The organism is Allobaculum fili, from assembly GCF_020969955.1.
Classification (GTDB): Bacteria; Bacillota_I; Bacilli_A; order Erysipelotrichales; family Erysipelotrichaceae; genus Allobaculum; species Allobaculum fili.
In genome coordinates this window covers 40,794-66,681 of the sequence record NZ_JAHDSX010000009.1, presented here as the reverse complement: position 1 = coordinate 66,681, position 25,888 = coordinate 40,794, and the positions used below count along the sequence as shown (strand labels likewise).

Genomic DNA, 25,888 nt, shown 5'->3' with positions numbered 1-25,888 from the left:
CAGGATGATTTTTTCAACAGGTAGAAAATCATCCTTTTCGTCATGCCTGAGACGCAAAATATAAGAAATGACAACGCTCATGAACAGGGTATACGATTTTTATCCCTCCTTAACTTAATGACATTGGGATTCTCAGAAAAAAAAATACGGTTTACTGTTCCGCCTGCGCCCATGTGGGAACGGTGTTGGAACGGCGTACGAGAATGGCTTTCTGAAACTCTGCCGCGTTGATGAACTTGACGATGCGTTCTGTCTCTTCTTCGTCGCAGCCAATGAGCACTTTGGTCAGAAGCTCCCGCTCGAGAATGTCCGCCTGCACAATAATCGCGGTGACGCTAAGGCCCTTGCCTTCGCCTTTAAACCCGAGCAGCGGTACCCCGTTAGCACTGATGGCGTCCGTGATCCGTACATAGTCCACCGGATAGGAGAGCCGCGGATAGTCCACGCTCGGCGATCCGGCCTGCCGAATGGTTTCCATATTTCCTGAAAGAACCAGCGTATCCAGCTTCTGCCAGAAAAAAACATTGTTTTCCAGTTCACTCGATCTCGTTGAAGACATAAATGATATCCTGCCTTTCCATAATTCTTCCTTCCCTGACCGGCACTTTTTGCCCGGTAAAAGAAGAAAAAGCGGCCGCAGAAAAGCCCTGCGTGCAGCGGGACTTGGCGGCGCATTTTGTTACATTTTCTTACATTCTAGCGCACAAAGCGCAGAGCGGTGTTTCTTTTCTTCTATCCCTCGTATTGGGTGCGATTTCCGCCGCAAACCTGTCGATTTTCCCTCAAAATGGCGCTTTTTCACGCCTGTAATCTGTCCGGGATAACAAAGTAAAACGGTCTGCCATGAAAAAGCAGGACCTATGAAAAGATCCTGCCTGACTTTCCTGTTTTTCTGGGACGTGCCTGTCCGTAGGAATTACTGCGCTTTGGGCTGGCACTCTTCGAGATAGTCCCAGACGGGAATATTCTGCGCGCCGTCCCAGTCGATAGTGGAATCGAGATTCCAGAGGGAGACGGTATGTCTGGTTTCGTCATAGCCAAACGCGCCGTCCACCGGCTTGCCGTCTTCAATGCGGTAAATCGCCGGCGTATAGAGGAAATAGGGGAACAGTTCCAGCAGACGCTTGCCGTCTTCGGTATCGCTGACCAGCGTTTTGGCGCCTTCCTCTTTGCGGAACAGCTTGAATTCGGTGGTATCGAGATGGTAGACCGTGATGTTGTCATGTTCGTTTTTCGTCTGATCGATATAGCTGTTCATCGCGGCACAGAACGCGCAGCCTTCCCGCTCGACGAGCAGAGGGAAGGTTTTCTTTTCCTCTAAGAGCGTATCGAGTTCATCCATCGTCACATCAATAACGGTATACGGCTTTTTCGAAGTATTCGAACAGGCCCCCAGCACAAGGCTGGCGCAAAGCGCGCTCGAAACTAAAACATAAGATTTCATCGCCTGTAAATCCTTTCTGCGGCCTGAAGCAGACGCATGATATTTTCCGCCTGGGCTTCGAGCTTTTCCGGACCGCTTTTGAGAGCCTGTGAAAACGACATAGCCCGGTCCGCGGTAGAAAACAGCGCGTCGATCCCCAGATCGTACAGCTTTTCATAGCCGGTGGAGAGGGCTCCGCTGATGACGACGACCGGTTTATCGTACTGGCTGGCCATTTTTCCGATCTGCGCGACCGCTTTTCCGTTGGCGGACTGCTCGTCGCTCTGCCCTTCCCCGGTAATGACAAGATCCGCGTCCTGAATTTCTTCAATCATACGGCTTCCGGATGCAAGAAGGCGGATTCCGGACTCGATGCGGGCGTCAAAGACGGCGCCAAGCATGCCGCCCAGTCCGCCGGCCGCGCCGGCTCCGGGATATGCATTGAGATTAACATGAAAGGTCTGATCAATTTTCGCGCAGAACCAGCTCATTGCTTTTTCCACGCCCGCGATCTGAAACGGACGCAGACCTTTCTGCCGGCCGAACACATGCGTGGCTCCGTTTTCTCCGATAAACGGATTGGAGACATCGCAGGCAGCCACAAACTGAACCGACGCCGGGAAGGAAAATTCCCGCTTGTCGATGAACGCGATTTTGCTTAAGTTCTGCGCGCTCGGCCGAAGCAGATGACGGCTGCGGTCGTAAAATCTGGCTCCAAAAGCGCCCAGAAAGCCCATGCCGCCGTCATTGGTTCCGGTTCCGCCCAGTCCGATCACGACTTGCTGAGGGGAAAGTTCGCGAATCAGTTTAGCGCAAAGCTGGCCAAGTCCGTGGCTGGATGCTTCCATCGGCCGTCTGGACGGCCTTGGATAGAGCGTCAGGCCAAGAACAGACGCCGCTTCCACACAGACGGTTTTGCGTTCAGGCTGCCAGGCGTAGCTGACGGTCAGCGGCCGTCCATACAGATCGTGCGCTTCCGCCTTTTCCACACGCGCCTGAAACGCCTGCGCGAACGCTTCGACAAACCCTTCGCCGCCGTCGCTGATACAGAAGCTGCTGCACTTGGCCTGGGGGTCGGCTTTGTGTATGCCTTTTTCAATTCGATAATTGGCCTCCCGGCTGCTCATGCAGCCTTTATAGGAGTCCGAGGCGATAAAGATTTTCATGGTTTCATGATACCAGCCGTCCGCATGCGCTCTGTGTAAATCCGCGTGTTCTGACAAATGATTTGGGGATTACATTCCATCCCGCTATAATTTTAAAAAGCCTTGGGACCTGTAAAGTCTTCCTGCAAGACCTCTCTTTTTTTTCAGGTCGCTTTTCCTGTCTGCTCTTTTTGGAGATCTTCATTTTTGAAGTTCTCTGCTTTTAAAGACTGACAGCGAACCGACACGGCTTTCGATCATTAAAGGATAAATTATGGAGAAGAAAACCATTGTACTTGGCGTGACCGGATCCATTTCCGCTTTCAAGGCCTGTTCGATCGTCAGTTCTCTGACGAAAAAAGGCTATGCGGTCGATGTGATTCTGACCCGGCATGCCGCCGCCTTCGTGCCCCCGCTGACTTTTGCGGCACTTTCGCACCGCGATGTATACGTCGATGAGTTTGACGGCACGCACGAAGCACTCATTCCGCACATTGAACTTGCCCGCCGCGCCGATCTGTTTGTGATCGCGCCGGCGGATGCCAATATACTCGCCAAAGCCGCCTGCGGTATCGGCGACGATCTGCTCTCTTCCGCGCTGCTCGCCTGCATGTGTCCGATTCTGGCTGCGCCGGCCATGAACGTCCACATGTATGAAAATCCGGCAACGCAAACCAATATTGCCACTCTCGCTAAACGCGGCTGGTCCTTTATTGAACCGGGTGAAGGGATGCTGGCGTGCGCCGAAACGGGAAAAGGCCGTCTGGCTGAACCCGAAGAGATCGTTGCGCACATCGAGAGCGCCCTTCACAATCAGGAAGAAGCATCTGCTGCTCTCGAACCTCTGCCTTTAGCCGGCAAGCGCGTGGTCGTTTCCGCCGGTCCGACGCAGGAAGCGCTCGATCCCGTCCGTTTTCTGTCCAACCATTCTTCCGGCAAGCAGGGCTTTGCGATTGCGACAGCTGCCGCCAAACTTGGTGCGGACACTGTACTCGTCGCCGGCCCGGTTCATCTGCCTACGCCAGAAAATGTGAAACGCATCGATATTGTCAGCGCGCTCGATCTGGAAAAAGCGATGAAGGAACAGGCCGAAAGTGCGGATTTCATCATCATGGCCGCCGCCGTTGCCGACTACCGCTTTGCCACAACGCATGAGCAGAAAATGAAAAAATCGGGCGATACGCTGACGATGGAATTCGTTAAGAGCCCGGACATTCTGCGCGGCCTTGGCCAGAATAAGCGAGACGATCAGGTGCTCTGCGGCTTTGCGATGGAAACCGAAAATCTCGACGCGAATGCCAGAGAAAAAATGCTGTCGAAAAACTGCGACCTGCTTGTCGCCAACAATCTCCACACCCAGGGCGCCGGCTTCATGACCGATACCAATATCGTTACCCTCATGACTCCAGACAGCCTGTCCCATCTGCCCCTCCAGACGAAAGAAGAGCTCGGCCGTAAGATTCTGCTGACGATGCTCGAAATCCAGAAAGGAAAACACGACCATGCTTCTGTGCATTGATGTCGGAAACTCAAACATCACCATCGGTGTCTTCGATCAGGACGACCTGATCTGCACCTACCGTATGAACACCAAAGTGCGCCGCACAAGCGACGAATACGGCTTCATGCTCCACTATTTCCTGGAAAACGCCAAAATCAAGACGGAACAGATCGAAGGCGTCATCGTCTCTTCGGTTGTCCCGAAAGTGATGCACTCCTTCCGCAACGGCATTGTCAAATTCATCGGCATCGAGCCGCTCGTCATCGGTCCAGGCGTCAAATCCGGCGTGAGCGTTCAGCTCGAAAACCCGCGCTCCGTCGGTGCGGACCGTATTGCGGACGTCGCCGGTGCCATTCAGGAATACGGAACGCCGCTGCTGGTTGTCGATTTTGGAACCGCGACGACGTACGACTATGTCGATGCGGACGGCGTCTTCAAAGCCGGTGCCATCGGCGTAGGCATCGAAAGCGGCGCCAACGCCCTCTGGGGACAGACCGCCCAGCTGCCGGAAGTCGAAATCAAGAAGCCGCGCTCCGTTATGGGACGCAACACCCAGACGGCCATGCAGGCGGGAATTTTCTACCAGTTCCTGGGCGGCTTTGAAAAAACGGTGGAAGCCTTCCGCAAGGAATGCGGCGACTTCAAAGTCATCGCCACCGGCGGTCTTGGCCGTGTGATCTGCCAGCACACCGACTATATCGATGTGTACGATCCCAACCTGATTTTCAAGGGGCTCAAAACGGTGTATGAGCGAACCCGGGAATACGAGAAGGCAAGAGCACAGGCAAAAGCGGGCGCCTAGAAAAGCGGATCTGCCTATACTGAATTCGCGGAGGTAGCGAATATGGCAGATTCCAAACAGCCTGTTTCAGAAGACGAGAAGAAATACCAGGAACTGGTTTCGCTTTACAACCAGGTTCAGGACTATTTTCTGCATCGTTACATGAAGGTCAACCACAACAATATGGATATGAAAATCCGCGTTCTCAAGGAACGTCTTGCGGGCAAAACGCCCCCTGAAATCGGACCCGACTGGGATACCGTTCAGGAAGAAGAATAATTCCCGTTTCTCGCGGATCGAGCCGGTCAGGCGACCGGCTTTTTTCATGGAATTTCAGGCCAGATCGATCGACTTTTCAGTCAGAACGTCCGGAAAAGATCCAGACAGAAGGACCGAATCCAGCGCTGGCGCTGCAAAGACGAAATCCCCCAAAGAAAGGTTCAACCGCTGCATTTACTATTTCAATTCACCCCGTTGAAAATTCCGTTTTCCACAAGAGGCTGTGCGTTGTTTTTTGCGGCCGACCTGCGTATAATTCCGTATTCGGGCGGCTTTGGCCTTTCTCTGGCAGCAGCCCTGATCCTGCTTGTTTCGGACTTGTCGCAGCGATATTCCCGGAGGAATCCTTCTGGAAAATTCAGACATGGATACGCTATGCACCGATGGAAGCGGGACTTTTTGTGTGTCTGCACGGTCTGGGACGACTTGGCGAAACCGGTGTGCAGGCCCACCGCAAACGATTTAAAACCATTCCCTCAGGGAATCCAGGAGAATATACACTATGGAAACTGTATCTTACGATGTCTTGATTATCGGTGCAGGTCCCGGCGGTATTTTTGCGGCGTATGAGCTGACCCGGCTGGATCCGACTTTACGAATCGGCGTTCTCGAAAGCGGCGCTCCCCTTTCCAAAAGAAAATGTCCGATCAACGGCACCACCGTTCCTTCCTGCGTACGCTGCCCGTCCTGCTCGATCATGAGCGGATTTGGCGGAGCCGGCGCCTTTTCCGATGGCAAATACAACATCACCAACGAATTCGGCGGCACCCTTTACGAATACACCGGCAAAAAAGAAGCCATCGAACTGATGGAATACGTCGACGAAATCAACTGTAAATGCGGCGGCGACAAGACGCGTCTTTTCGAAGGCAGCGATGCCCGTCTTTACAAGAAATGTCTGGAAAACAACCTGCATCTGCTTAAGGCGAACGTCCGTCACCTCGGTACCGACGTCAATCTCGTCGTTCTGAACAATCTGTACAACGAACTGAAGGACAAAGTGGACTTCCACTTCTTCCATCATGCCGATTCGATCGTCGCCAAGGACGGTCGCTACATCGCCTGGTGCAGCGACGGATCCCGCTTTGAAGGCGATCAGATGATCATCTCCACCGGCCGTTCCGGCTCGCGCTGGATGGAATCCATCTGCAAGGATCTCAACCTGAAATCCCAGGCCAGCCGCATTGACATCGGCGTTCGTGTGGAAGTGCCCTACGTCACCTTCAGCGAACTGACCGATTCTCTCTACGAATCCAAAATCGTCTACCGTTCCAAAAAGTATCAGGACAAAATCCGTACGTTCTGCATGAACCCGCATGGCGTGGTCGTCAACGAAAACACCAATGGCATCATTACCGTAAACGGCCATTCGTATTCCGATCCGTCCCTGTTTACGGAAAACACCAACTTCGCGCTGCTCGTCTCCAGCCACTTTACGGAACCGTTCCATGAATCCAACGCCTACGGCGAATCGATTGCCCGTCTGTCCAACATGCTCGGCGGCGGCGTGATCGTACAGCGCTTCGGCGATCTGATCCGCGGTCAGCGCTCCACTCAGGATCGCATCGATTCCGGCTTTGTCCGTCCGACGCTGAAAGCTACTCCAGGCGATCTGTCTCTGGTCATTCCAAAACGTCAGCTCGATGACATCATCGAAATGATTTACGCACTCGATAAGGTAGCGCCATCGACGGCCAGCGACGATACGCTGCTCTATGGCGTGGAAGTCAAGTTTTACAACATGGAAGTCGAAGTCGATCACCATCTCGAAACATCCCGCAAAGGCCTTTACGTCATCGGCGACTGCTCCGGCGTTACCCATTCCCTCTCCCACGCGTCCGCAAGCGGTGTCTATGCGGCCCGCAATCTCATCGAATCCCGCAAGCACAAAAACTGATTCCTCGATCGGCCTTCTTTAAGGTATATGCATAAGGCCATCCCTTTAAAGGAGGAAAAGCCATGAACGATTTTGAACGAATGTGCGCAAAGCGCGAAAAGAAAATGCAGGACCTCGAAGACCTGTCCAGCCAGATGAGTCAGCTTCTGGACGCGCTGAAAGCCGGTCAGGACAGTCTGAGCGAGCTGTATGACTGGTATTTTAACGGCAACTGGCTGGCGGATCGCGATTATGAAGAAAACCATCCCCTGCCTGAAAATCAGTCTTCCGGAATTTTCAGCGAAGATGGTCTCTACAATTTGTTTCAGACACTCGATGAACAGTGTGAAGATCTTCGAACCGAGCTGAACCTCTGGCAGAAACTGCTCAATCCAAACGATTCAAAATAAGCACACCAGCGATCTTTGTACCGGCCCGCTTCTGGGCGGACCGTCGGATCGATCGTACCGTTTTGCACCTGCTTTTTGGCGGGTGCTTTTTTACTGGGTTTTCTTTCGATCCAGCTTTCTTTGAAGGGCGATCAGGCCAAGCAGAAGCATCCACATGGCTCCAAACAGAAGCAGCAGATCGCGGTAGTGCGTTTGCGATCCGGTTTGCGGACTTCTGAGCGTGCTTGGCGGTGTTTTCGTATTCGTCGACGGGGGATTTGTACCAGGCTGCGGTGTCGGGCTGCTCTTTCGATCGGCGTACGGTACTGCAATGGTCAGCGCGTTTTGCGTCTGCAGCCTTTCGTCAATAAAAAGCTGACCGTCTTCGAGCAGCTCGGCTTTGACGATCCGTGAACTCAGATCATAGCCTTCAGGCGCTTTGGTTTCCCGAATATAAATGGTTTCTCCCAGATCGAGCGTGAAGCGCGCAAAGCCGTTTTTGGGATCGCCGGCGACTTCGTTGCGCAGATTCTTGCACTCTTCATCCCGATAGGCGGAAAACGCAAAGTTTTTTGACGTAATGGCTTTTCCGTCTTCGTCAGTCTTGACGATTTGCACGACTGGCAGCGGCAGCGACTTGGCGCTGACTTTTACCCGGTATTCGAGCGAACCGTTTTCCTCGTTAAACACGGGAAGCGCGCAAAGAAAATCCGGAATCCGGTTGTAGCCGGACGGCCTGGACGTATGGATCAGAAACAGACCGCATTCGCCGGTTTCAAAGAGTGCCTGACCGTTTTTATCGCTCGTACATGTAGCGATCGGCTTGCCTTTCGCCGCGGATAAAATGTCGAGCGCCTTGTAGAGGGCGTCGGCGCTTTGAAGATCTTCCGGCTGCAGGGAACAGTTTTTATACCCGTCCAGATATTCGAAGCCGCCGTTTTCGAGCCGGGCACACTGGTACAGCTCAAATTCCACATCGTGCCCATTTCGATGGTCTTCCGTCTCTTCCAGCTCGATCAGAATCGCCGGAGAAGGCGACTCTTCGCTGGCCGCATCGATTTCGGCTGCGCGAACGGGCAGACCGGACAGGCAAAGACACATCAGCAGCGATATGAGAAGCTGTCGGATTCGATTCAAATCACATTCTCCTTTCCAACTTTAAAAACAAGCCTCCTGCTTTATCGTTTTGTATTTCGATAAGGCAGGCATTCAGCGTCTTTTCCTATGAGCGAAAAAGCGCGCCAGAAAAACGAGTCCGACCAGACCGAACAGGGCAGCCGGCACGAGCAGAAACAGCCGGGAAACCGGCGAAGAAACCGAAAGCATCGGCGAAGCGCTCTGACGCTCTTCTTCCATATCCTGGGTATATTCCGTGCGCATCCCGCTTACTAAAAGACGGTGTGAATTGATGCCAAAGGGCGTACACGTAATGAGCGTCACCCGATCTTCCTCCGGATCGATTTTCAGCTTCTCCGTTTTGGACGGTTCCACTACCTGAATGTCGCAGACGCGATAGGCAAGCGTCTCGAGCGGATTTTCGATCAGAAACAGATCCCCTTCTTCCAGCTCATCCAGGCGCGTAAACAGCATCGCGCTCGCCATGCCCCGGTGCGAAGAAAGCAGGCAATGACTGCCTTTCCCGCCGCAGGGCAGCGAAGACCATTCCACATGTCCGGCTCCGCTGGCCATGCTCTGCGCACTGGCTCTGGGATAAATCGGCAGATGGACCCCGATTTTGGGAATGGAAATCGAACCCATGATCGAATTGCCGTTCCAGTCGAGCTGTTCTTCATAGCCGTCCTGCTCCCGGGAAGGAAAAGCCCCGTCCAGATCCTGCGCAAGTGCCTGATTGTAGCGCCTGGCGTTCTGATCGATCGCCTCGAGTTTTTGAACATCGCTCTTCTGCGGTGTCTGGAGCATGGAGCGCACACTGTCTTCCTGCGCCGCCTTCGTCCAGGAAAAAGAAAGCGCCGGCAGCATGCTGAAGCCAAGACCCAGAACGATCAGAAGGAGGGAAAGCGTCTTTCGGATGTTCTTTTTACGACCCGCTCTCTGGCCGCGCTTTTTCATTGCTTCGGACCTTTCTTTCGATTTTTTTGTTTTCCAGATTCAGCGTTTTCCATTTCGTCTTCCGCTTTGGATTTGCGGCGGCTGGCCAGACCCAGACTCAGTCCGCCGATAACGAGCAGGCCGCTCGCGCCGAAAGAAACCAGCGCTGTACTCGATCCGCTCAGAGGCAGAACGAGAGACGTCCGGTTGACCACATCCATATAGAGGGCCAAAGGATGGATTGACGTTTCGAGTACTTTTTCCACGCGTTCGTCCTGGCCGAGCACATGGTTGGTAATGACCGCTCTGGCTTCGAGCGTATTCAGGGTTTTGCGATCGAGATCCTTATCGCCGGCTGTGTATTCATCGCGCTGATTGGTAAACGTCGGAAGCACATCGAGCTGAACGGGTTTCGACAGTCCGCGATAGCCTTGCGGCGCGCGCGTTTCCTTCAAATAGACGCTGCCCTGATCCAGTCCGTAAATGCGGAAAATCCCGTCGGCGCCGGTGACCATTTCGACCGCCTGCTTTTTCAGATCCGGATTTTGCGCAATTGCGTTTTCGTTCATAACAAAATAGCCGTCTTTCGCTGGTCGAAGCAGAATTTCCCGGGTGCACGCTTCGTCTTCATACAGGCGGAAGGCTGCATCCTTAAGCGGCTTGTCGGCGTCATTGATCTTTGTCGCCTTCAGCGCATAGGAATAGCTGACAACGGTATCCCATGGGGTGAAGTTGTGCTTTCCCTGCCCGTCCGCACGCGGATCACTGGAATACTCCAGACGCGCATCGTTTTCCTGCGCGGTCATGCCTTCGCCGCTGGTAAAGGCGTTTTCATTGAATTCGCCTTCAAATTCGATGCGCAGCGTCTGGCCGTACACGTGATTTCCTGCAGCATCGAATTTGGGCAGAATGGAATTTACCAGCCCCTTCACGTCGTCAAAACAAACCGCAAACGTTTCGCCTTCCGTTCCGGTTTCGACCCGATACTGACCGGCGGGAATGGTTTTGATCTGGCTGCCTTCCACAAAGCTGCAGCGAATGGAATCCGGATGCAGAGTCAGACCGGCGTCCATCACATCGTGGATTTTCATGAAGTACGTATCGTATTCCTCCATCGACGGCACGGCGACATCGATGCGATACGGAATGTTCTGCCCGCCCTGGTAATCGCCGATATCGTTCCAGCCGACATTCTGATCGTCTTCTTCAATTTTCTTGATCAGCTGCGGCACGCTTCCTTTCAGCTGCACGTCCATGTTTTTCGTCCACGTATCCACCACGCAAAGCGAAGCGGCCTGATGAGTCTGCGCGCTTGAGGGGATGTCGGCTTCATTGAGCAGATACCAGCCCGGCTTAAGATTTTTGAACACATACGATCCGTCCGCCGCGGATACGTCCGCCTGCGTAATCGTTACCCGCTTTTCCGGATTGGCATACTGCATCAGATTGGGACGCAGACTTTCAACAAACTGCCGGAAATCGGACTGAACGCCTTCCGGCTGGCCGACAATCGTGCGATACGTTTCGACTTCGTCCAGGATCTGCTGGTCCGTCATGTCCTGGAGCGCAATGCCTTTTCGATCGCAGATCGTTCGAACGAGCGCCGGCTTGCATAACGGGTTGATCGTGTAGTGAATGGAACTTCCATCTTCGGCTTCCTGAGCATCCATCAGGCGATACAGTTCAAACTTGCGTCCCGCCAGCGATCCGGTATTTCCCGGGTGCAGCGTAATGGTGCACGTCTGCGCCGCCAGAACTGGATGGACCAGAAGCGGCGTATACATAGCCGTCATGCCGCTCAGTCCCAGGACGGCGCTTAAAGCCAGCGCCTGCGGCCATCGTCTTTTGTGACTCATCCGTTTGTTCCCCTCTTTCCGTTTTTCTTCTTCTCTCTTTGCTTAAATGCGGGCGTCCGCATAAGCAGCCCGACAGTACACAACGTAACGGCCATGCCGCTAAAAAGCAGCGCCTCCTGACTTCCGCTCTGGGGCAGAAGGAGCTGTTTCGCATTGGAAACTGTCCATTTCAGAACGGGAAGGCCGTTTTCGTCCTTCTGCAGACTCCAGCCTTCTGGCCAGGCGGATTCGCCTTTGTAATCGACTGTAATCTGCAAATTGCCCTGCGAATCGCGCGCAAATCGAATCGCATGAAGCAGCGGATTTCCCGTTTCGTCCGTTTTCATCCGATAGCCTTCAGGCGCTTTCGTTTCGGCGATGTAATACAGACCGTCCGCTTCGATTTCAAAATGAATTTCGCCGTTTTCGCCGCTCTCTTTTTTCTGAAGGACACTCTGGCGATCTTCGCCGTACAAAGTAAATTCGGCGCCCTGCAGCGGCTCATTGTTTTCGTCGACTTTTTGAATTTTCAGTTTTGCGCCGCCTGAATCGTTTGGAATGGACAGGCGGCCGTTTTCATGGCGCTGCCCATCCTCCAGACCCTGGATCTGAACGCGTTCGCCTTCAACGATGACTGTCAGCACATTGGCGGCTGCCTGATACCCCTGCAGCGGCTGCACTTCCTGAATCGTGTACGTTCCATCGGTCGCATAGGAAAAGGCGATTTCGCCGTTTTCGTCCGTTTTTAAAATTTCTTCGGTTCCATCCGGTTTTCCAAGACGGAATTCGACGCCGGCTAAAGGCGCATTGGTCTGCCGGTCGTATTTGAACAGAATGGTGTCGATGGGCGTCTCTTCGAAAATAAGCGGATTTTCAAACGGGTCGATGGCGGTGTCATCGAGGACGATACCCTTTTCTTCCGGATTGAGAAAGTAGCCGTCGGGCGCTTTGATTTCGCGGATCAGTACGCAGCCAACGGGCAGCACGTGCGTTCCATCGGCGGTTTTGAAAATCTCATCGCCGCTGACAAAATGCGAATCGTCCATTTTGAGACGCCCCTGGCTGTCGGTCTGATAAATCCACGAATACGCCGGCACGGGCTTCTTTCCGGGTTTGACTTTCACATTGACGTCCCGGTAATACTCGATTTGAAACTGCGCCCCGGCCAGACTTTTCGACGGTGTGGAAGACTGAGTCCGGCTGTGCTGCTTTTTCAAAATCAGACCGGGGACAAAGTAGTCCGGCGTGTCCTGGAAGTACGTGTCATTTCCCGATTCCTTGACGGTCTTGCCGTTTTCGAGATGCACCGTCCGGATTTCGGAGGAGAGCTGATAGTTTGGCGGCGCTTTGAGTTCCTTGATGCAGTACCAGCCTTCTTCCAGATCGAGCGTATTCGTTTCGCCATTGGCCTGACTGATCAGCGTTCCCACCCGTTTGGATTCATCGGGCGTCAGGCCCTGGTAGACGCCAAATTCCGCCCCCTCAAACGAATAGCGCTTGGAGTTGGACACCGTAATCTGGGGCATCGTGGTGCCTTTTTCCATCCACAACCAGCAGTGCGTCGGTTCTTTGGGCGGCTCGCCCTCTCCATACAGCAGCGGCTGCTTGGGCATCCAATGGCCGTTCCAGTTGAGATACTGTCCAGCGACGGTGACCATATAGGCTTTGTAAAAGGTCGGATCGGGTTTGGCCTGAATTTCTTCCCAGAGTTTTGAAACGACGGGAATCCAGCTGCCCTCCAGAGCGATATTGTGCGAAAACGATCCGTTGCCGAGAGCTTCCGAAACCAGATCATCGGTGATGACGATCTGCGCTTCTTCGGAATAGCCTTTGGCGATCAGAATGTTCGCCGGACCGTTATACGCGTAATACAGAACTTTGCGCAAAGCGGGGTTATCGACTTCTACAGGAGCACTCGCCGAATCGCCCCGCAAGGGCATGCCGTTTTGCCAGTTGCCGCAAAACGCCCATTTTCCATTCGAGAGCAGCCAGAGTCCGTTGTTTTCGGTGGCAGTGCCTACCCGAACGGACAGGGCGCGATAGCCTTCGACGACCAGACCGGACGCTTTTGGCTTTGCGGCGCGTCTTTCTGCCGGTGAAGCAGAAGGACTGGCTTCGTTTTCTTCTGGGTTTGCCCCGTCTTTGGACGGATCGGATTCCTTCTGCTCCGTTTCGCGATCGCTCTCGTTTTCCGAAGACGATGCGAGAGAAGAGCTGGAGGAGGCATCCCCGCTTGAGCGATCGGAGATCTGTGAAGCCTCTACGTCTGCCTGATCCGCTCTGGCTCTGCCGATTTCTTCTTTTTCAAAACGCGCCCGGATAACCATCGGCGTTTCGACAGGGACGATTTTCTTCCAGGACGCTTTCTGCATCGCATCCCTTTGTGGGACATCATTGATTTCGAGTCGTTCGATGACATAGCCCGGCTGGCTTTCGGCTTCGATTTCGAGAGTCTTTGCGCCTTTCAGATCGGTCTCTGTTTTCTGGCCGGGAGGACATTCGATCGGTTCACTTTCCAATACAGCCCTCAGGCTGCCGCCTTCATTCGTCTGCATCGTCAGCGCAGGAATGTCCGGCGGATCGGTCTTCTGCACGGCGGCACTCGAGAGGCCGCAGCACAGACTCAAAGCGCATAAAAAAGCCCGGGACGACTTGAATAACGCTTGAAACATTTCGTTTTTCCTTTCTTCTTGTCTGGATCCGGCCGTTTGGACCGGCCGTTTTCGCGTCTGCAGTCCGCGATCGATCTGAAGAAAGGATAATCACACGCCAGAGTGGGAGTAAAGATTAAAAATATTCCATAATGATGTGGAATAGAGTGTAAATCATGTTATTTTCCGCATTCCGTCACGCTTTTCTCCCGGTGAAAACCGCCCGCCTGAAAGACGGGCAGGCAGAAAAAAAGCGGCTTCTTCAAACCGTCGGAAAGATTGTTGAAGAAGCCGTCAATGGATTCAATAGTGTGTCTGGAAATTATTTGGACGCTTTGCGTTTTGGCCGGACACCCTTGGCCACAAAGTCGGGATCAATTTTCTGTGCCTTGTAAAGATCAAACTTTTCCCGTTTACAAAACGAGGCAAACGGGCACTTTTCGCATTTGGGGAATCGGGCCGTACAAAAATAGCGGCCGAAAAAGATGAGGTCGTGATGGGCCTGATTCCAGCGCTCGCGCGGCAGCTTGCGGCGCAGCTTTTCTTCGACCTTAAGCGGATCATCGTCAAACTTGGCCAGACCCAGACGCTTGGAAACCCGCTCCACATGGGTATCGACGGCCATCGATGGAATGTCGAAAGCGACGGAACGGACTACGTTAGCCGTCTTGCGGCCGACGCCAGGCAGCGACTGCAGTTCCTTGAACGTGGACGGCACTTCGCCGTGAAACTCTTCTTCGATCTTCTGGGCGAGTTCCACGATGTTTTTGGATTTGGTCGGATAAAGACCAATGCTGCGAATGGTGTCGGCGACCTCCTGCACATCCGCCTTGGCCAGCGAAGCCGAATCGGGCCAGCGGGAAAAGAGCGTCGGCGTGACGCGGTTTACTCCCGCATCCGTTGTCTGGGCCGACAGCACGACGGCGACCAGCAGCTGAAACGGCGTTTCGTGCAGCAGTTCGCATTTGGCATTTGGGAACAGAATTTCAATCTGATCCAGAATTTCTTCCGGTTTCATCGTCTTCCCTCTTCAATATCCTGGGCGCTTAAGCCCTTGGCTTTCCAGTTGACCAGCAGCGCTTCCATGTACGCAATCGAGCGCTTATTGTAGACAGCCGCCTCATCGAGCGCATGCAAAATTGTCGACTGTTCGTACGTGTCGCAAAGCTGACTGAGCCGTTCGAGTTCGGAGGCGGAAAGCGTCCGGCCAAATTCCGCCTGCACGCTGGACAGCAGCGTCTTTTCAAGCGGATGACCGGCAGCCGGCGCCTGATCGAGCAGGCAGTCGAGCATGATCGTCAGCTGCTTGTTTCGGGTATCGATCGTCATGCACCCCTTGTCGGACAGCGAAGACATCGCTTCGTCAATCGCTTCCGGATCGAGTCCAGTTTTCAGAGCCAGCTGTTCGGCGATGACCGGCTGATTCGTTTCCTGCAGGTAGTTGATCGCCAGCAGCGTCAGAATTTCATTGGGTTCGAGCGAAAGGGCATCAATATTTTCAAAAATCCAGGCGGTACGGTTAAACCAGGGGGCGTACCAGTCTTCACGGTTGAGCATGTACCAGGTTCCTTTCATATACCCAGTCCAGGGTGTCGTAATCGAGCATGAGGATCTGTTCGCCGGACTGCAGCTGATACACCGGTGCCGAATAGCCGTACGCGAGCGTGACCGTTTCCGGATCCATGTCGTAAGAGCTGCGCGCTTTTTCGCGCGCCGCTTCGTAATTGAGCGTGGACAGATCCCGCTCCGTAATGATGCCGCCCTGAGCGTCAAACCAGTACAGCTTCTGATCGGTATAGCCCTGCCAGGTGACAAAAGCGAATTTGTTTTCCGTCAGGCCCTCGACATGAGGCACCTGTTCTTCAATTCGCGCCTGCACCTGGGCGATCTGCTCATCGTAAAGGCGGGACGGTCCGCTGATAAACAGCGCCCACAGGCAGATGATCATCAAAAAGAGCACCGCAAAAAGAGCGGCCGTCATTGGCCAGCCGTACGTGCCTTTTTTCTGCGCCGCCGGTCCTTTCTTCTTGACGGACGGTTTCTTCTGTTTCGACGAAGCTGCCGCCCTCGCCGATCCTCTTTGCTTACTCATGGCTTCCATTATATCGACTTCTGTATCAATTGGATAACGGATCCCCTGACCTCTATTCTTCCTTTCCGATCGCCCTCCAAAACGGTATGCGCGCCTGGCGCAAAAAGGTGCGCTGCGCTTTCGGGGATCGTTCCTGGCTTTCGTATAATGAAGAAAAAAGGCACTGTCCTTTGAAAGGAGACGGCCCCGTCTGGAGGGCCACATCAGTATGACGACATCGCAAATTCTTCCCGTCGGCGCAAACGCCGACGGTCTCTATGGACTCCTTCCTTCCAAAGCCTGCCGGCACGGCCTGATCGCCGGCGCAACGGGAACGGGCAAGACCGTTACCCTTAAAGTGCTCGCGGAAAGCTTTTCCGATCTGGGCGTCCCTGTTTTTCTCGTCGACATGAAAGGCGACGTCAGTTCCCTGGCCATGCCGGGAGAGCGAAATGAAAAAATCGACGCGCGTCTGAAAAGCTGCGGCATCGATCCAGAATCGTTCGCGTTTTGCGGCTATCCCGTCCGCTTCTGGGACGTCTTTGGCGAAAACGGCATTCCGCTGCGCACCAAGATTTCCGATCTGGGACCGCTTCTGCTCTCCCGTCTGCTTTCGCTTACGCCCGCCCAAACCGGCGTACTCAACATCATTTTCAAAATCGCGGACGATCGCGGCTGGCAGCTGATCGATCTGAAAGATCTCCGCGCGATGGCTTCTCTGATCATGGACGAGCGCAAGGAACTGCAGGCGCAGTACGGCACCATTTCTTCGGCTTCAGCCGGGGCGATCGTACGGGCTTTGCTGGAACTGGAAAATCAGGGCGGCGATCTCTTTTTCAACCAGCCGGATCTGAACATCACCGACTGGCTGACGCTCAACGGCAGTCAGGGCACGATCAACATTCTGGAAGCGTCCCGCCTTGGACAAAATCCTTTTCTTTACTCGACGTTTCTGTTATGGATGCTTTCTGAGCTGTACGAAACGCTTCCCGAAGTCGGCGAAGTCGACAAGCCGAAGCTGGTCTTCTTCTTTGATGAAGCGCACATGTTATTTGAAGATACGCCAAAAGCGCTGCGCGACAAGATTGCGCAGGTTGTTCGTCTGATCCGCTCCAAAGGCGTCAGTCTCTTTTTCATCACCCAGAATCCGTCGGATCTCGATGAAGACATTCTTTCCCAGCTGCAGAACCGCATTCAGCACGCTCTCCACGCCTATACGCCGGCGGATCAGAAAAAGCTCAAATCGGCGGCAGCCGGTTTTCGGCCCAATCCCCGTCTCGATACGCTAAGCGAACTGTCCGCGCTCAAAACCGGCGAAGCGCTCGTCTCCTTCCTCGATGAAGACGGTGCCCCGATGCCGGTCGAAAAAGTAACCGTTCTTCCGCCCCACTCTTCTTTCCAGGCTCTCACACCCTCGCAAATCCAGCTTGTGGAAAGCCGGGATCCGATGTACGACCACTACGCTAAAGCCTTTGGTGCCTACAGCGCCTATGAAGCGCTTGAAGAGCAGAAGCGGCAGAAAGAAGCAGACCAAAAAGAAGCAGATACTCGTGCTTCTTCCTCCTCCCGTTCGAAATCCAATCGCACGAATACCCGTCGCGCTGACGAAGACGAGTATGAAAATTACGAAGACGACCGTCCTGCCCGCAGCCAGACCCGGCGCGGACAGAATCGTTCCTCTTCTTCGCGCAATTCATCTTCTTCTCTGGAAAAGTCGGTGAAAAAAGCCGCCCGTTCTTCTGCACGAAGCATCGGGAGAAGCGTAGGCAAATCCATCAGCCGCGGCATTCTTGGCTCCGACAATTCCACCGCCAAACGGGCCGCCGGCAACTTTGCGGGCAGTCTGGTCGGCGATCTCTTCTCTTCCTTTTTCAAGTAAGAAGGCAGGAAGCCTTCTGAGGGCCGCTTATATCGTTTGAACGCAGGAAACACAAAAGCACCGGATTTCTTCGATCGGCCGGCGATCGAGAAAGATCCGATGCTTTTCTTCTGTATTTCTATTGCATTTCCGTCTGCTTATCGGGTGCAGAACATTTTGACAAAGCGTCCCGCAGCCTGCGAGGACGATTCCACAAACGAGCTGAACTCTACCGGGTTGTCGTTGTGACCGACAATGTCGCTGAGCGTGCGGATGATCAGAAACGGCAGACCAAACTGGCTGGCGACCTGCGCGATCGCGCCGCCTTCCATTTCGCTGCACGCACTCTGCGGAAAGCGGGAAAACAGCTTTTTGAAGTCATCTTCATACGCCATGAACAGATCCTGCGTCGCCACAGAGCCTGTGGTATACGTCAGTCCCGCTTCTTTTGCGGCGGCTTCGGCGCGTTCGAGCAGGTCTCTGGATGCGGTGAACACTTTGCCGATTCCGTCTTTTCCATCGATTGCCGACGTATCGTAATCGGCCTGAATGGCATAATCCGAGAAAACGAGTTCGCCGACGTGCTGGCCTTCTTTCAGGCCGCCCGCTACGCCGATCGAAAGCAGAGCATCGGGATGATAGTTTTCGCAAAGCAGCGTCGAAGCAATAGCCGCGGCGACTTTTCCGACGCCGGAAAGCGCGACAACGATTTCTTCATCGGCCAGATGGCCTTTGTAAAAGGCAGCTTCCGCAATTGTGCGGACTTCCACATCCGTCATCTGATCGGTAATCGCCTTCTGCTCCTGGGGCATGGCTGCGATAAATCCAAGCATGTTTTTCCTCCTTGCTTCGCAGAAGACTTTATAGCGCTTCTGCCTCGGGGATAAAGCCGGCGGCCTCTTCCATAAAAATTGCGAGACGCATGGCTTTATCGTATACGTCGAATCTGACTGGTGTTACTTAGCCGGTCTGGCTTTGCAGGCGATGAAATACTTTTCGCAGTCCTCGAGCGGGGCTTCGTTAAAGTCGCCGGAAAACTGGAGAATTTCAAAGTCTTCTTCGAGCATCTCTTTTAAATCCGTGTCGGAGAAGACCGTCTGCATGTGATGTTCTTCGACAGTGCGATCGTCAAAGTAGAAGGCGAAGTCCTGATAAATTTTATCGTCCTGCGCCGTGATCACCCACTGTACCTGCACGCCGTCATCAAATTCGCCGGCTTCTTCGTATTCTTCGGCAAACTCATCGAGACGGCAGAGCGAATGGCTGTCAAAAAGAAACAGACCGCCCTCGTTCAGATGCGCCCGCACTTCTTTTAAAAACGCGCGCACTTCGTCCTTGTCTTCAAGATAGTTGAACGAATCGCAAAAGCAGCCGATCATATCAAACCTGGACAGGCCGGACAGATCGCGCATATCGCCCTGTAAAAAGGTGATATTTTCGCTGCCGGGTTTGGCTTTTGCGGCATCGATCATGTTCTGGGAAAGATCGAGCGCCGTCACATCGTGCTGCTTGGCCAGTCGCTCGGTAATTTCCCCGCTGCCGCAGGCCAGTTCCAGAACCGTTTTGCCGGGATGGAACGATTCGATCCAGTCCACCCACTGGTCGGCCGCCTGATCGTCCTTGACGAGGGCGTCATAGTATCGGCCAAGTGTTTCATAAATTGCCATAGTCGTACCGCCTTCTGTTTAAGATCCGATTCTGCAGGAAACAGGGAGTCAGGACAGGCATTGAGCGCATCGAATGCGTCAAATCCATCGTACCCATCAAACGCATCGAATGCTTCAAACGCATCAGCGCCTCCCCCTGTCTGCAAAGCCGGATCGAACTTTGCTTCATGGTAAATGTGTCTTTACAAAAGCCGCCCTGCAGGCAAGGCGGCCAGGTGTCGTTATTCGTAACGGGTAACAGGGCATTCCTCATACAGGCGATCAAGCGAATACAGCTTTCTTTCCTCGCCGGTAAAGAGGTGGATGACGATATCCTTGAGGTCCACCAGAATCCATTTGGATTCCTGGCCGCCTTCCATGCGGACTTCGCCTTTCCAGCCGGCTTCGAACAGCCGGTCCTTAATATTCTGAGCAATGGCAAGATTCTGTTTGAGGTTGCCGGCCGAAGCGATGACCATCGTATCCATGAACGGTGTCATGGTGCGGGTATCGTACACTTCGATATCGGTTCCTTTTTTCTCGCTGATTGCCTTGAGTACAAGATCAAGTACGTCCATTTTTTTGTCTCTCCTTTTCGAGATAGGCTTTGTTTTCTGCTTTGACCAGCAGGAAACCATTATACAGATCATGCAGGCAGGCATGATAGAGGGCGCTGGAATCGTAGCCGCGCAGCGGATCGAGCTTGTCGCTGACAAACACGATCATCGCGTAAGGATCATAGCTCGTGCCTTTGACATGATTGGAAATTGCGTTGCGAATCACCGGATCGTACAGGCCGTAAATGCGCCACACAATTTCACTGCCGGCATAGCCGTGCCAGATGGCGTGGTGTTCCTGCAGGGCGGAGGGCGGAAACGCTGCCTTGACCCATTTGGCCTGTTCTTCCTTAGGAAGATCCTTGGCGATGTCATGAAAGAGTCCGATCAGCCACGCCTTGTGCTCATCGAGATGATGGGCTCTGGCAAGCTCCCGGCAAAGTCTGGCGACGCTGCAGGAATGGGCAAAGCGCGCCGGATCCATCTGCGGCTGGATCCAGGCCGGCAGATACAGTTCGTGATCGAGGCAGTACTGACGTACGCTCTCGGGCATGAGATTCAGACGAAATCCCGTACGAATCTGCGAAGAAGATACGTCGACCGGTTCCATGGACAGACGGATCATTCCGTAGTCCTTTTTCAGCAAGTCGAGCTGCTGCTGGCGGTCGGCGACCACAAAGTGCGCTTCCTTAAGCAGCTGCTGCCAGTCTTTCCATTCTTCAAACTGAGCGGCCTGATCGGCGCCGATCAGCCAGTAAAATTCAATATCGTCAAACTGCTTTTTCAGCGTTCGGATCGTATCGATCGTATAGCTGGTGCCGTTGCGCTTGAACTCCACGTCGCTGATGCGAAAGTGTTCGTTCTGCTGGCAGGCCAGCCGAAGCATGTTGAGTCGATGGACCGGATCGGTGAGTACCCGGTCTTTTAAAGGGGAAATCCGCGCGGGAACGAACCAGACTTCATCCGCGCCAAGCTGCTCTAATGCTGCATTGGCCATGGCAATATGGCCATTGTGTACGGGATCAAACGATCCGCCTAACAGAGCAACTTTTTTCATCAGAGAATCCCCGTCTTCTTATCCGGATTTCTGCGGTAAAGCGTAAAGGTGCGGCCGATAATCTGTACGATATCGCTTCCGGTCTGGCTGGCGCATTCAATCGCCGCCTCGCGGACCGAAATCGCGGCCGTCTTCTGCATCGTCACCTTGACGAGTTCGTGGGCTTCCAGATCGTTAGAAAGGCTTTCAAAGAGCGCTTCTGAAAGGTTTCCTTTTCCAATCTGGATCATGCTGGGGAGATTCATCGCCAGCGTTCTGAGTTTCTTTTTGTTCTGTGCGCTTAACATTTAAATCATCGCCTTTCGAAATGTAATCTGAATGCCCTTGTGGGCGTAAACCGTGATCGAGGAAATGTCCCCCGATACGCAGAACCATCCCAGTCCCTGGATGACTACATCCATTTTCTGACCGGGTTTGAGCTTTGGCGCATGCCATGCCTGCATCGTTTCCATCGAGTGATCGATGGCCGGCGAAAGCATCTCCATCAGATGCTCGTTCCACAGACGGTCGGCATCGCTTTTCTTGCCGCGGTGAATAGGCACGCCCGGGGAGAAGTAGCCGACAATGCTGGCCTTTTTCGAGCAGACCACGTCCATGCGCGCCAGTCCGCCGGCTGCAAAGGACTGATCTTCAAAAATCTGGCAGATGTAGGGCTTGATCGGCTTGACGGGGATCACGCTTTTGAGCATGTCCGCCGGCAGCCACGCCAGATACGACTTTGGATTTTCCAGACCCGGCGTATCGTACAGAATTCGATCGCGCCAGGGACGGGAAATCACGTCGAGGGTGGTTCCCGGGTTGCGGGAAATGGTCAGTTCCCTGCTGTGGAGCAGGCGGTTGACCAGAGTGGACTTGCCGGAGTTGGCGAGTCCCATGAAGATAACGTTTTTCTTTTCGCCCAGGCGGTCGGCCGTCTGGGAAATCGTTTCGAGAATTTCTTCGCTTTTTTCTGAGCCTTTGGTCATGTAGCCGGCAATCAGAATGTCTTCCACCTGAATGTTTTCTTCTTTCAGGCGGCGCGAAACGTAGCTTTTAATCTTTTCGTCGCTCAGCGTAACGGGCAGCACGTCCCGCTTGGTCAGAACCATGACCACGGGCTTGCCGGGAATCCGCTGGTTGAGGCGGCTGATCAGATTGCTTTCGAGATTGAACAGATCGACGGTCCAGAATACGATGCCGTCGAGTTCATTGACTTTTTTCAGGGTCTCTTCCGCCGCGATGCCCTGCTGCATGTTAATCGTCACATCGCCGTAGTGGCGAAGGCGGTAGCAGCGCTGGCAGTAATCGGCGTCCAGGGATGGCGTATAGCCTAAGGCTTTGGGGTCTTCATTCTGGAGCTTTACGCCGCACCCTTTACAGTATTCGGACATATCCGTCCCTCCGATCTATTTTGTGTTTCTTTTCGTAATACGTGTAGGCAGCATTTTCGAGGGCCCGCATGATCGAAGTATCCTTGCGTTCCGTCTCGGACAGTCTGCCGCATAAAATGGTATGCATGCCCGAAATTCGCCCGCAAAGCATATCGGTATACAGCTGATCGCCGACAATGGCGGCCTGACTGGCCCTGACGCTCCGCTTTTTTAAAAAGCGATGCACTTTATGGGGCAGCGGTTTCAGGCAGAACGTCAGCAGTTCGCCCGCGGGCCGGCCGCCCAGCACGTCTTCGACGTGCTTTTTCGTGTTGTTGGTCAGCAGCACGGGTTCAATGCCAGAGTGGCGCACGCGGCGCAGAAATGCCGCGGCTTCGTTGGAAATTTTCGTATCGCCGTATGCGGAAATTGTATTGTCGATGTCGACGAACAAAATCCGGATTCCGTCTTTTTTCAGCTGGCGGATATCCAGATCCAGATAGCGTCGAATGGATCGTTCGGGCAGCAGCAAAGTCATGGTTTTTCTCATTGTATAGGGGATTTTGAAGAATTGTCAAAACGCTCCATCAGGGCCATGGCACAGCGCAGACCATCGAGCGCGGAGGTCATAATGCCGCCGGAATAGCCGGCGCCTTCCCCGCAGGGATACAGACCGTATACGCTTGAAAGCAGGCTTTCCTTATCCCGGAATACGCGAATGGCACTGCTTGAACGGGTTTCCACACCCGTTAACAGTGCACCGTCCAGAAATCCCGGAATTTTTTCTTCAAAGGACAGCAGCGCTTCTTTTAAAGAGGAAGCGATCGGTGCCGGAAGCAGCGTCTGAAAATCCGTAAACACGGTCCCTAAGGGATACGTGGGCAGCACGCCTTCAAAATGGTCCGAGACGTTTCCCTGTACAAAATCGGAAGCGAGCTGAACCGGCGCCCGGTAGCTGTTCGACAGTTTCCAGGCCGCCTTTTCGAGCTGTTCCTGATAGTCGAGACCGGCGAACAGATCCGATCCGGTGTCGGTTTCATCGACTTGTACAAGAAGAGCCGCGTTGGCATTTTTGCCGCCTCGATCATGATAGCTCATTCCGTTGACAACAACCGTTTCCGGCGTGCTCGATGCCGCAATTACGTAGCCGCCCGGACACATGCAGAAGCTGTAGACGCCTTTTCCCGTCGAAGTTTTGGCGGTTACCTGATAGCGGGCCGGAATGAGCAGCGGATCCGTCGCGTGATCTTTCAGCATGGCCTGATCAATAAATTTCTGATCGTGTTCGATGCGCACGCCGATCGCAAACGGCTTGTTTTCCATCTGCACATGGCTTTTCGCCAGCATCCGCAGCGTATCGCCAGCCGAATGGCCGATCGCCGCAATCAGCGCCATGCAGCGAATCTGCAGGAAGTCCTCTTTTTCGTTCGAGTCGTTCAAATCCGAAGACACAATCAGATTCTCCAGACCCTTCTCCTTTAAAATTGCGCGGGCGTTTTCAATACCGGATCCCTTCAGGGTAATGGACTGCAGGTTATCGTGACCATCCGGCCCCGATGTTTCCAGGCCAAGGCCGGCCAGCCGGGTATGGAACAGGAACGTTCCGCCCAGCGATTCAATTTCCGCCCGGGCGTTTTTTAAAATCGAAACAAAGCCGTCGGTACCGACATGAGGATGCTGCTCGTACAGGATATTTTTGTTTGCGCCCAAGCGGACGAGTTCGTCAAAGATTTTTCGCGTGCGCAGATCCTTGGAGCGGGTCGTCAGCTTGCCGTCGGAAAAGGCGCCGGCGCCGCCCATGCCAAACTGCACGTTGCTTTCCGGATCGAGAACGCCTTCTTTCCAGAAGCGTTCGACATCCTTCTGCCGCTCTTCAATCGGCGCGCCGCGTTCAATAATAATCGGCTTGTACCCGTACTGCGCCAGAAGCAGCGCTGCGAAGAGACCCGCCGGCCCAAAGCCCGCAACGACCGGCCGTCCGGCCAGCGGCTCAGTACCCGTCGCTTCAAAACGGAACGTTTCGTCGGGTGCGATCGTCACATCGCGGTTTTTGAGGTATTTCTTTTCGTGCCGCACTTCGGCATCGATCACAAAGGAAAAAAGGACCCTCTGTCCTCTGGCGTCCACGCTTTTGCGATGTACGGACCAGCTCAAAAGATCCTTTTTTGGCATATTCAGTTTTTTCAGAAGCCGGGATTCAATTTCTTTTGGATCCTCACATTTTACCTGATGAATTCTAATCATAATTTAAACCAGCCATTTCAGCCACTCTGCCTTTTTCTGTCCTCTTACGATCAGCGTCGCCAGACCCTGCGAGCAGGCCAGCGTGCCCAGGTAAACCGCCAGATGCACATTGGGCATCAGCAGCAGAAGAATGCGGGCAAACAGAATGTGGCTGACGTAAATGCCGGTCGCTTCCTTGCGCATCGTCTTATACACCGGCTTGGACGGAAGGCGATAGCCGATGAGCATCTGCATCAGAAAATACATCGCCGGTACCAGCGTCAGGTACATGCAGCTTTTATCTGTCAGAACGCCCATCCAGGCATAGAGGGTTACTTCCAGTATCAGGCATACAAACGAGATCGCAAAGCCTGTCGCACTCGCCTGCAGCCGCATGCGGCGCAGCTTCGAAGCGCCCAGTCCGATCAGGACAAAGATCGGCGCAAAGAAGATACCATCGCGTACCGTACCGAGAAGCTTCAGGATAAATCCATAAATGACCGAGACAACCGGCAGGCCTTCCCACATGGGGCCAAAGCAGTTGACCAGCCAGCCAAACAGATAGAGCGCCAGACAGATCATGAGCGTATCCCGCATGCCCTTGCGCGTGTAGAGCCAGTACACAATGGCCAGTCCAAGCATCAGCGCCGGCAAAAACCACAGATGATAATAGGAACCGTTTAAAAAGAAGTCTCGGATCCAGCCAAGCAGGGCCGAGAAGGAAAAGCCGACGGACGCGTAGTTCCAGATCGTATACGGCAAATAAATGACCGTCCAGATGAGATAGAGAATGCCCAGACGCTTGAGCGTATGCATCAGCGCCTGACGGTTCTGCCCTTCATGACCGGGGGTACGATCGATTTTCTGAAAGAGAAAAAAGCTGCTGCAGACAAAAAACATCGGGACTGCCAGGCGGCAGATCGTGGCGATAAAAAACAGGTTGAAAGACTCTGAGATGTCCGCAAACGGGAACGTATGAATAGCGACCACCAGCAGAGCGCCAATATATTTTGCGATATCAATCGCCGGATATTCGCATTTTGATTTCAAGACAGACCTCTCCTTTCAAAGCCGGAAGTCCTGGCGTCAAATCGGCAGGCTGCGGCTGTATAGGTGTGTATTGGGATGTAATCGCGTCCGAAAAGCGACGCGTTTTTCACGTAGAGTTTTCAGTCTGGCAAAAAAGAAGCCAAAACCG

The 25,888-nt window shown here is 53.7% G+C and carries 26 protein-coding genes; 7 read left to right on the top strand and 19 right to left on the bottom strand.

Translation table 11 applies throughout. The annotated features are described in order from the left end of the window. Positions 1–151: 151 nt before the first annotated feature. Positions 152–559: an Inorganic pyrophosphatase gene (locus tag Afil_RS03700; RefSeq protein ID WP_230267173.1), complete on the bottom strand. Its 408-nt coding sequence runs from the start codon at positions 557–559 to the stop codon at positions 152–154. Positions 560–561: 2 nt separating this feature from the next. On the opposite strand from Afil_RS03700, the gene Afil_RS03695 reads away from it, so the two are divergent. Next, entirely contained in the window at positions 562–810 is a 249-nt protein-coding gene (locus Afil_RS03695; RefSeq protein WP_230267172.1) for a hypothetical protein, read from the top strand. A gap of 106 nt (positions 811–916) precedes the next feature. Here the strand turns inward: Afil_RS03695 and Afil_RS03690 are convergent, their stop codons facing one another. Together Afil_RS03690 and Afil_RS03685 are read right to left on the bottom strand one after the other, a co-directional pair. Continuing rightward, positions 917–1,444, bottom strand: coding sequence for a thioredoxin domain-containing protein (locus tag Afil_RS03690; RefSeq protein ID WP_230267171.1), 528 nt, complete (start codon positions 1,442–1,444; stop codon positions 917–919). Beyond that, positions 1,441–2,589, bottom strand: coding sequence for a glycerate kinase family protein (locus Afil_RS03685; protein WP_230267170.1), 1,149 nt, complete (start codon positions 2,587–2,589; stop codon positions 1,441–1,443). The genes Afil_RS03690 and Afil_RS03685 overlap by 4 nt, the downstream gene beginning before the upstream one ends. Positions 2,590–2,842: 253 nt before the next feature. On the opposite strand from Afil_RS03685, the gene coaBC reads away from it, so the two are divergent. The 5 genes from coaBC (at position 2,843) to Afil_RS03660 (ending at position 7,415) form a co-directional block, all read left to right on the top strand. After that, positions 2,843–4,087, top strand: coding sequence for a bifunctional phosphopantothenoylcysteine decarboxylase/phosphopantothenate--cysteine ligase CoaBC (gene coaBC / locus Afil_RS03680; protein ID WP_230267169.1), 1,245 nt, complete (start codon positions 2,843–2,845; stop codon positions 4,085–4,087). Next, complete coding sequence (locus Afil_RS03675) at positions 4,071–4,871, top strand: type III pantothenate kinase (protein ID WP_230267168.1); 801 nt, start codon at positions 4,071–4,073, stop codon at positions 4,869–4,871. Before coaBC ends, Afil_RS03675 begins: the two co-directional genes overlap by 17 nt. A gap of 42 nt (positions 4,872–4,913) precedes the next feature. Further along, a complete protein-coding gene (locus Afil_RS03670; RefSeq protein WP_230267167.1) occupies positions 4,914–5,129 on the top strand; it encodes a hypothetical protein in 216 nt (71 codons plus the stop codon). A 502-nt stretch (positions 5,130–5,631) separates the two neighbouring features. After that, complete coding sequence (locus Afil_RS03665; protein ID WP_230267166.1) at positions 5,632–7,026, top strand: NAD(P)/FAD-dependent oxidoreductase; 1,395 nt, start codon at positions 5,632–5,634, stop codon at positions 7,024–7,026. A gap of 62 nt (positions 7,027–7,088) precedes the next feature. Continuing rightward, positions 7,089–7,415, top strand: a complete 327-nt coding sequence (locus Afil_RS03660) for a DUF4298 domain-containing protein (protein ID WP_230267165.1) — start codon at positions 7,089–7,091, stop codon at positions 7,413–7,415. A gap of 90 nt (positions 7,416–7,505) precedes the next feature. On the opposite strand, the gene Afil_RS03655 is transcribed toward Afil_RS03660, so the two are convergent. The 7 genes from Afil_RS03655 to Afil_RS03625 form a co-directional block, all read right to left on the bottom strand. After that, complete coding sequence (locus Afil_RS03655; RefSeq protein ID WP_230267164.1) at positions 7,506–8,531, bottom strand: MSCRAMM family protein; 1,026 nt, start codon at positions 8,529–8,531, stop codon at positions 7,506–7,508. A gap of 72 nt (positions 8,532–8,603) precedes the next feature. Further along, positions 8,604–9,464, bottom strand: a complete 861-nt coding sequence (locus Afil_RS03650) for a class C sortase (protein ID WP_230267163.1) — start codon at positions 9,462–9,464, stop codon at positions 8,604–8,606. Next, positions 9,461–11,299, bottom strand: a complete 1,839-nt coding sequence (locus tag Afil_RS03645) for a SpaA isopeptide-forming pilin-related protein (protein ID WP_230267162.1) — start codon at positions 11,297–11,299, stop codon at positions 9,461–9,463. The genes Afil_RS03650 and Afil_RS03645 overlap by 4 nt, the downstream gene beginning before the upstream one ends. Next, positions 11,296–13,950 carry a SpaA isopeptide-forming pilin-related protein gene (locus tag Afil_RS03640; protein WP_230267161.1) on the bottom strand — a complete coding sequence of 885 codons (2,655 nt, stop codon included), beginning with the start codon at positions 13,948–13,950 and terminating at the stop codon, positions 11,296–11,298. The genes Afil_RS03645 and Afil_RS03640 overlap by 4 nt, the downstream gene beginning before the upstream one ends. Positions 13,951–14,251: 301 nt before the next feature. Further along, positions 14,252–14,947, bottom strand: coding sequence for an endonuclease III (gene nth / locus Afil_RS03635; RefSeq protein WP_230267160.1), 696 nt, complete (start codon positions 14,945–14,947; stop codon positions 14,252–14,254). Continuing rightward, complete coding sequence (locus Afil_RS03630; RefSeq protein ID WP_230267159.1) at positions 14,944–15,504, bottom strand: DnaD domain-containing protein; 561 nt, start codon at positions 15,502–15,504, stop codon at positions 14,944–14,946. Before Afil_RS03630 ends, nth begins: the two co-directional genes overlap by 4 nt. Continuing rightward, positions 15,473–16,021, bottom strand: coding sequence for a hypothetical protein (locus Afil_RS03625; protein ID WP_230267158.1), 549 nt, complete (start codon positions 16,019–16,021; stop codon positions 15,473–15,475). The genes Afil_RS03630 and Afil_RS03625 overlap by 32 nt, the downstream gene beginning before the upstream one ends. 208 nt (positions 16,022–16,229) lie before the next feature. Here Afil_RS03625 and Afil_RS03620 point away from each other — a divergent pair, with 208 nt between their 5' ends. Next, positions 16,230–17,879 carry a helicase HerA-like domain-containing protein gene (locus Afil_RS03620; RefSeq protein WP_230267157.1) on the top strand — a complete coding sequence of 550 codons (1,650 nt, stop codon included), beginning with the start codon at positions 16,230–16,232 and terminating at the stop codon, positions 17,877–17,879. Positions 17,880–18,016: 137 nt separating this feature from the next. Here Afil_RS03620 and Afil_RS03615 read toward each other — a convergent pair whose 3' ends face one another. The 9 genes from Afil_RS03615 to Afil_RS03575 form a co-directional block, all read right to left on the bottom strand. Next, complete coding sequence (locus tag Afil_RS03615; RefSeq protein WP_230267156.1) at positions 18,017–18,691, bottom strand: 5'-methylthioadenosine/adenosylhomocysteine nucleosidase; 675 nt, start codon at positions 18,689–18,691, stop codon at positions 18,017–18,019. A 123-nt stretch (positions 18,692–18,814) separates the two neighbouring features. Then, positions 18,815–19,525 carry a class I SAM-dependent DNA methyltransferase gene (locus Afil_RS03610; protein WP_230267155.1) on the bottom strand — a complete coding sequence of 237 codons (711 nt, stop codon included), beginning with the start codon at positions 19,523–19,525 and terminating at the stop codon, positions 18,815–18,817. Positions 19,526–19,746: 221 nt separating this feature from the next. Further along, the gene (gene rsfS, locus Afil_RS03605; protein WP_230267154.1) at positions 19,747–20,082 is read right to left on the bottom strand and encodes a ribosome silencing factor; all 336 of its coding nucleotides are present in this window, start codon (positions 20,080–20,082) and stop codon (positions 19,747–19,749) included. After that, positions 20,069–21,118 carry a nicotinate (nicotinamide) nucleotide adenylyltransferase gene (gene nadD, locus Afil_RS03600; protein ID WP_230267153.1) on the bottom strand — a complete coding sequence of 350 codons (1,050 nt, stop codon included), beginning with the start codon at positions 21,116–21,118 and terminating at the stop codon, positions 20,069–20,071. Before nadD ends, rsfS begins: the two co-directional genes overlap by 14 nt. Next, entirely contained in the window at positions 21,118–21,405 is a 288-nt protein-coding gene (locus Afil_RS03595) for a YhbY family RNA-binding protein (protein WP_230267152.1), read from the bottom strand. The genes nadD and Afil_RS03595 overlap by 1 nt, the downstream gene beginning before the upstream one ends. Next, positions 21,406–22,488, bottom strand: coding sequence for a GTPase (locus tag Afil_RS03590; protein ID WP_230267151.1), 1,083 nt, complete (start codon positions 22,486–22,488; stop codon positions 21,406–21,408). Further along, a complete protein-coding gene (locus Afil_RS03585; RefSeq protein WP_230267150.1) occupies positions 22,472–23,005 on the bottom strand; it encodes a YqeG family HAD IIIA-type phosphatase in 534 nt (177 codons plus the stop codon). The genes Afil_RS03590 and Afil_RS03585 overlap by 17 nt, the downstream gene beginning before the upstream one ends. Before the next feature lie 8 nt (positions 23,006–23,013). After that, on the bottom strand, positions 23,014–24,711 hold the full coding sequence (locus Afil_RS03580; RefSeq protein ID WP_230267149.1) for an NAD(P)/FAD-dependent oxidoreductase: 1,698 nt from the start codon (positions 24,709–24,711) through the stop codon (positions 23,014–23,016). A 3-nt stretch (positions 24,712–24,714) separates the two neighbouring features. Continuing rightward, complete coding sequence (locus tag Afil_RS03575) at positions 24,715–25,740, bottom strand: acyltransferase family protein (protein WP_230267148.1); 1,026 nt, start codon at positions 25,738–25,740, stop codon at positions 24,715–24,717. Positions 25,741–25,888 lie beyond the last annotated feature (148 nt).

Coding starts and splice junctions, on each gene's coding strand:
- Afil_RS03700 (WP_230267173.1), bottom strand. CDS start 559: ATGTCTTCAACGAGATCGAGTGAACTGGAAAACAATGTTTTTTTCTGG.
- Afil_RS03695 (WP_230267172.1), top strand. CDS start 562: ATGATATCCTGCCTTTCCATAATTCTTCCTTCCCTGACCGGCACTTTT.
- Afil_RS03690 (WP_230267171.1), bottom strand. CDS start 1,444: ATGAAATCTTATGTTTTAGTTTCGAGCGCGCTTTGCGCCAGCCTTGTG.
- Afil_RS03685 (WP_230267170.1), bottom strand. CDS start 2,589: ATGAAAATCTTTATCGCCTCGGACTCCTATAAAGGCTGCATGAGCAGC.
- coaBC (WP_230267169.1), top strand. CDS start 2,843: ATGGAGAAGAAAACCATTGTACTTGGCGTGACCGGATCCATTTCCGCT.
- Afil_RS03675 (WP_230267168.1), top strand. CDS start 4,071: ATGCTTCTGTGCATTGATGTCGGAAACTCAAACATCACCATCGGTGTC.
- Afil_RS03670 (WP_230267167.1), top strand. CDS start 4,914: ATGGCAGATTCCAAACAGCCTGTTTCAGAAGACGAGAAGAAATACCAG.
- Afil_RS03665 (WP_230267166.1), top strand. CDS start 5,632: ATGGAAACTGTATCTTACGATGTCTTGATTATCGGTGCAGGTCCCGGC.
- Afil_RS03660 (WP_230267165.1), top strand. CDS start 7,089: ATGAACGATTTTGAACGAATGTGCGCAAAGCGCGAAAAGAAAATGCAG.
- Afil_RS03650 (WP_230267163.1), bottom strand. CDS start 9,464: ATGAAAAAGCGCGGCCAGAGAGCGGGTCGTAAAAAGAACATCCGAAAG.
- Afil_RS03645 (WP_230267162.1), bottom strand. CDS start 11,299: ATGAGTCACAAAAGACGATGGCCGCAGGCGCTGGCTTTAAGCGCCGTC.
- Afil_RS03640 (WP_230267161.1), bottom strand. CDS start 13,950: ATGTTTCAAGCGTTATTCAAGTCGTCCCGGGCTTTTTTATGCGCTTTG.
- nth (WP_230267160.1), bottom strand. CDS start 14,947: ATGAAACCGGAAGAAATTCTGGATCAGATTGAAATTCTGTTCCCAAAT.
- Afil_RS03630 (WP_230267159.1), bottom strand. CDS start 15,504: ATGAAAGGAACCTGGTACATGCTCAACCGTGAAGACTGGTACGCCCCC.
- Afil_RS03625 (WP_230267158.1), bottom strand. CDS start 16,021: ATGAGTAAGCAAAGAGGATCGGCGAGGGCGGCAGCTTCGTCGAAACAG.
- Afil_RS03620 (WP_230267157.1), top strand. CDS start 16,230: ATGACGACATCGCAAATTCTTCCCGTCGGCGCAAACGCCGACGGTCTC.
- Afil_RS03615 (WP_230267156.1), bottom strand. CDS start 18,691: ATGCTTGGATTTATCGCAGCCATGCCCCAGGAGCAGAAGGCGATTACC.
- Afil_RS03610 (WP_230267155.1), bottom strand. CDS start 19,525: ATGGCAATTTATGAAACACTTGGCCGATACTATGACGCCCTCGTCAAG.
- rsfS (WP_230267154.1), bottom strand. CDS start 20,082: ATGGACGTACTTGATCTTGTACTCAAGGCAATCAGCGAGAAAAAAGGA.
- nadD (WP_230267153.1), bottom strand. CDS start 21,118: ATGAAAAAAGTTGCTCTGTTAGGCGGATCGTTTGATCCCGTACACAAT.
- Afil_RS03595 (WP_230267152.1), bottom strand. CDS start 21,405: ATGTTAAGCGCACAGAACAAAAAGAAACTCAGAACGCTGGCGATGAAT.
- Afil_RS03590 (WP_230267151.1), bottom strand. CDS start 22,488: ATGTCCGAATACTGTAAAGGGTGCGGCGTAAAGCTCCAGAATGAAGAC.
- Afil_RS03585 (WP_230267150.1), bottom strand. CDS start 23,005: ATGACTTTGCTGCTGCCCGAACGATCCATTCGACGCTATCTGGATCTG.
- Afil_RS03580 (WP_230267149.1), bottom strand. CDS start 24,711: ATGATTAGAATTCATCAGGTAAAATGTGAGGATCCAAAAGAAATTGAA.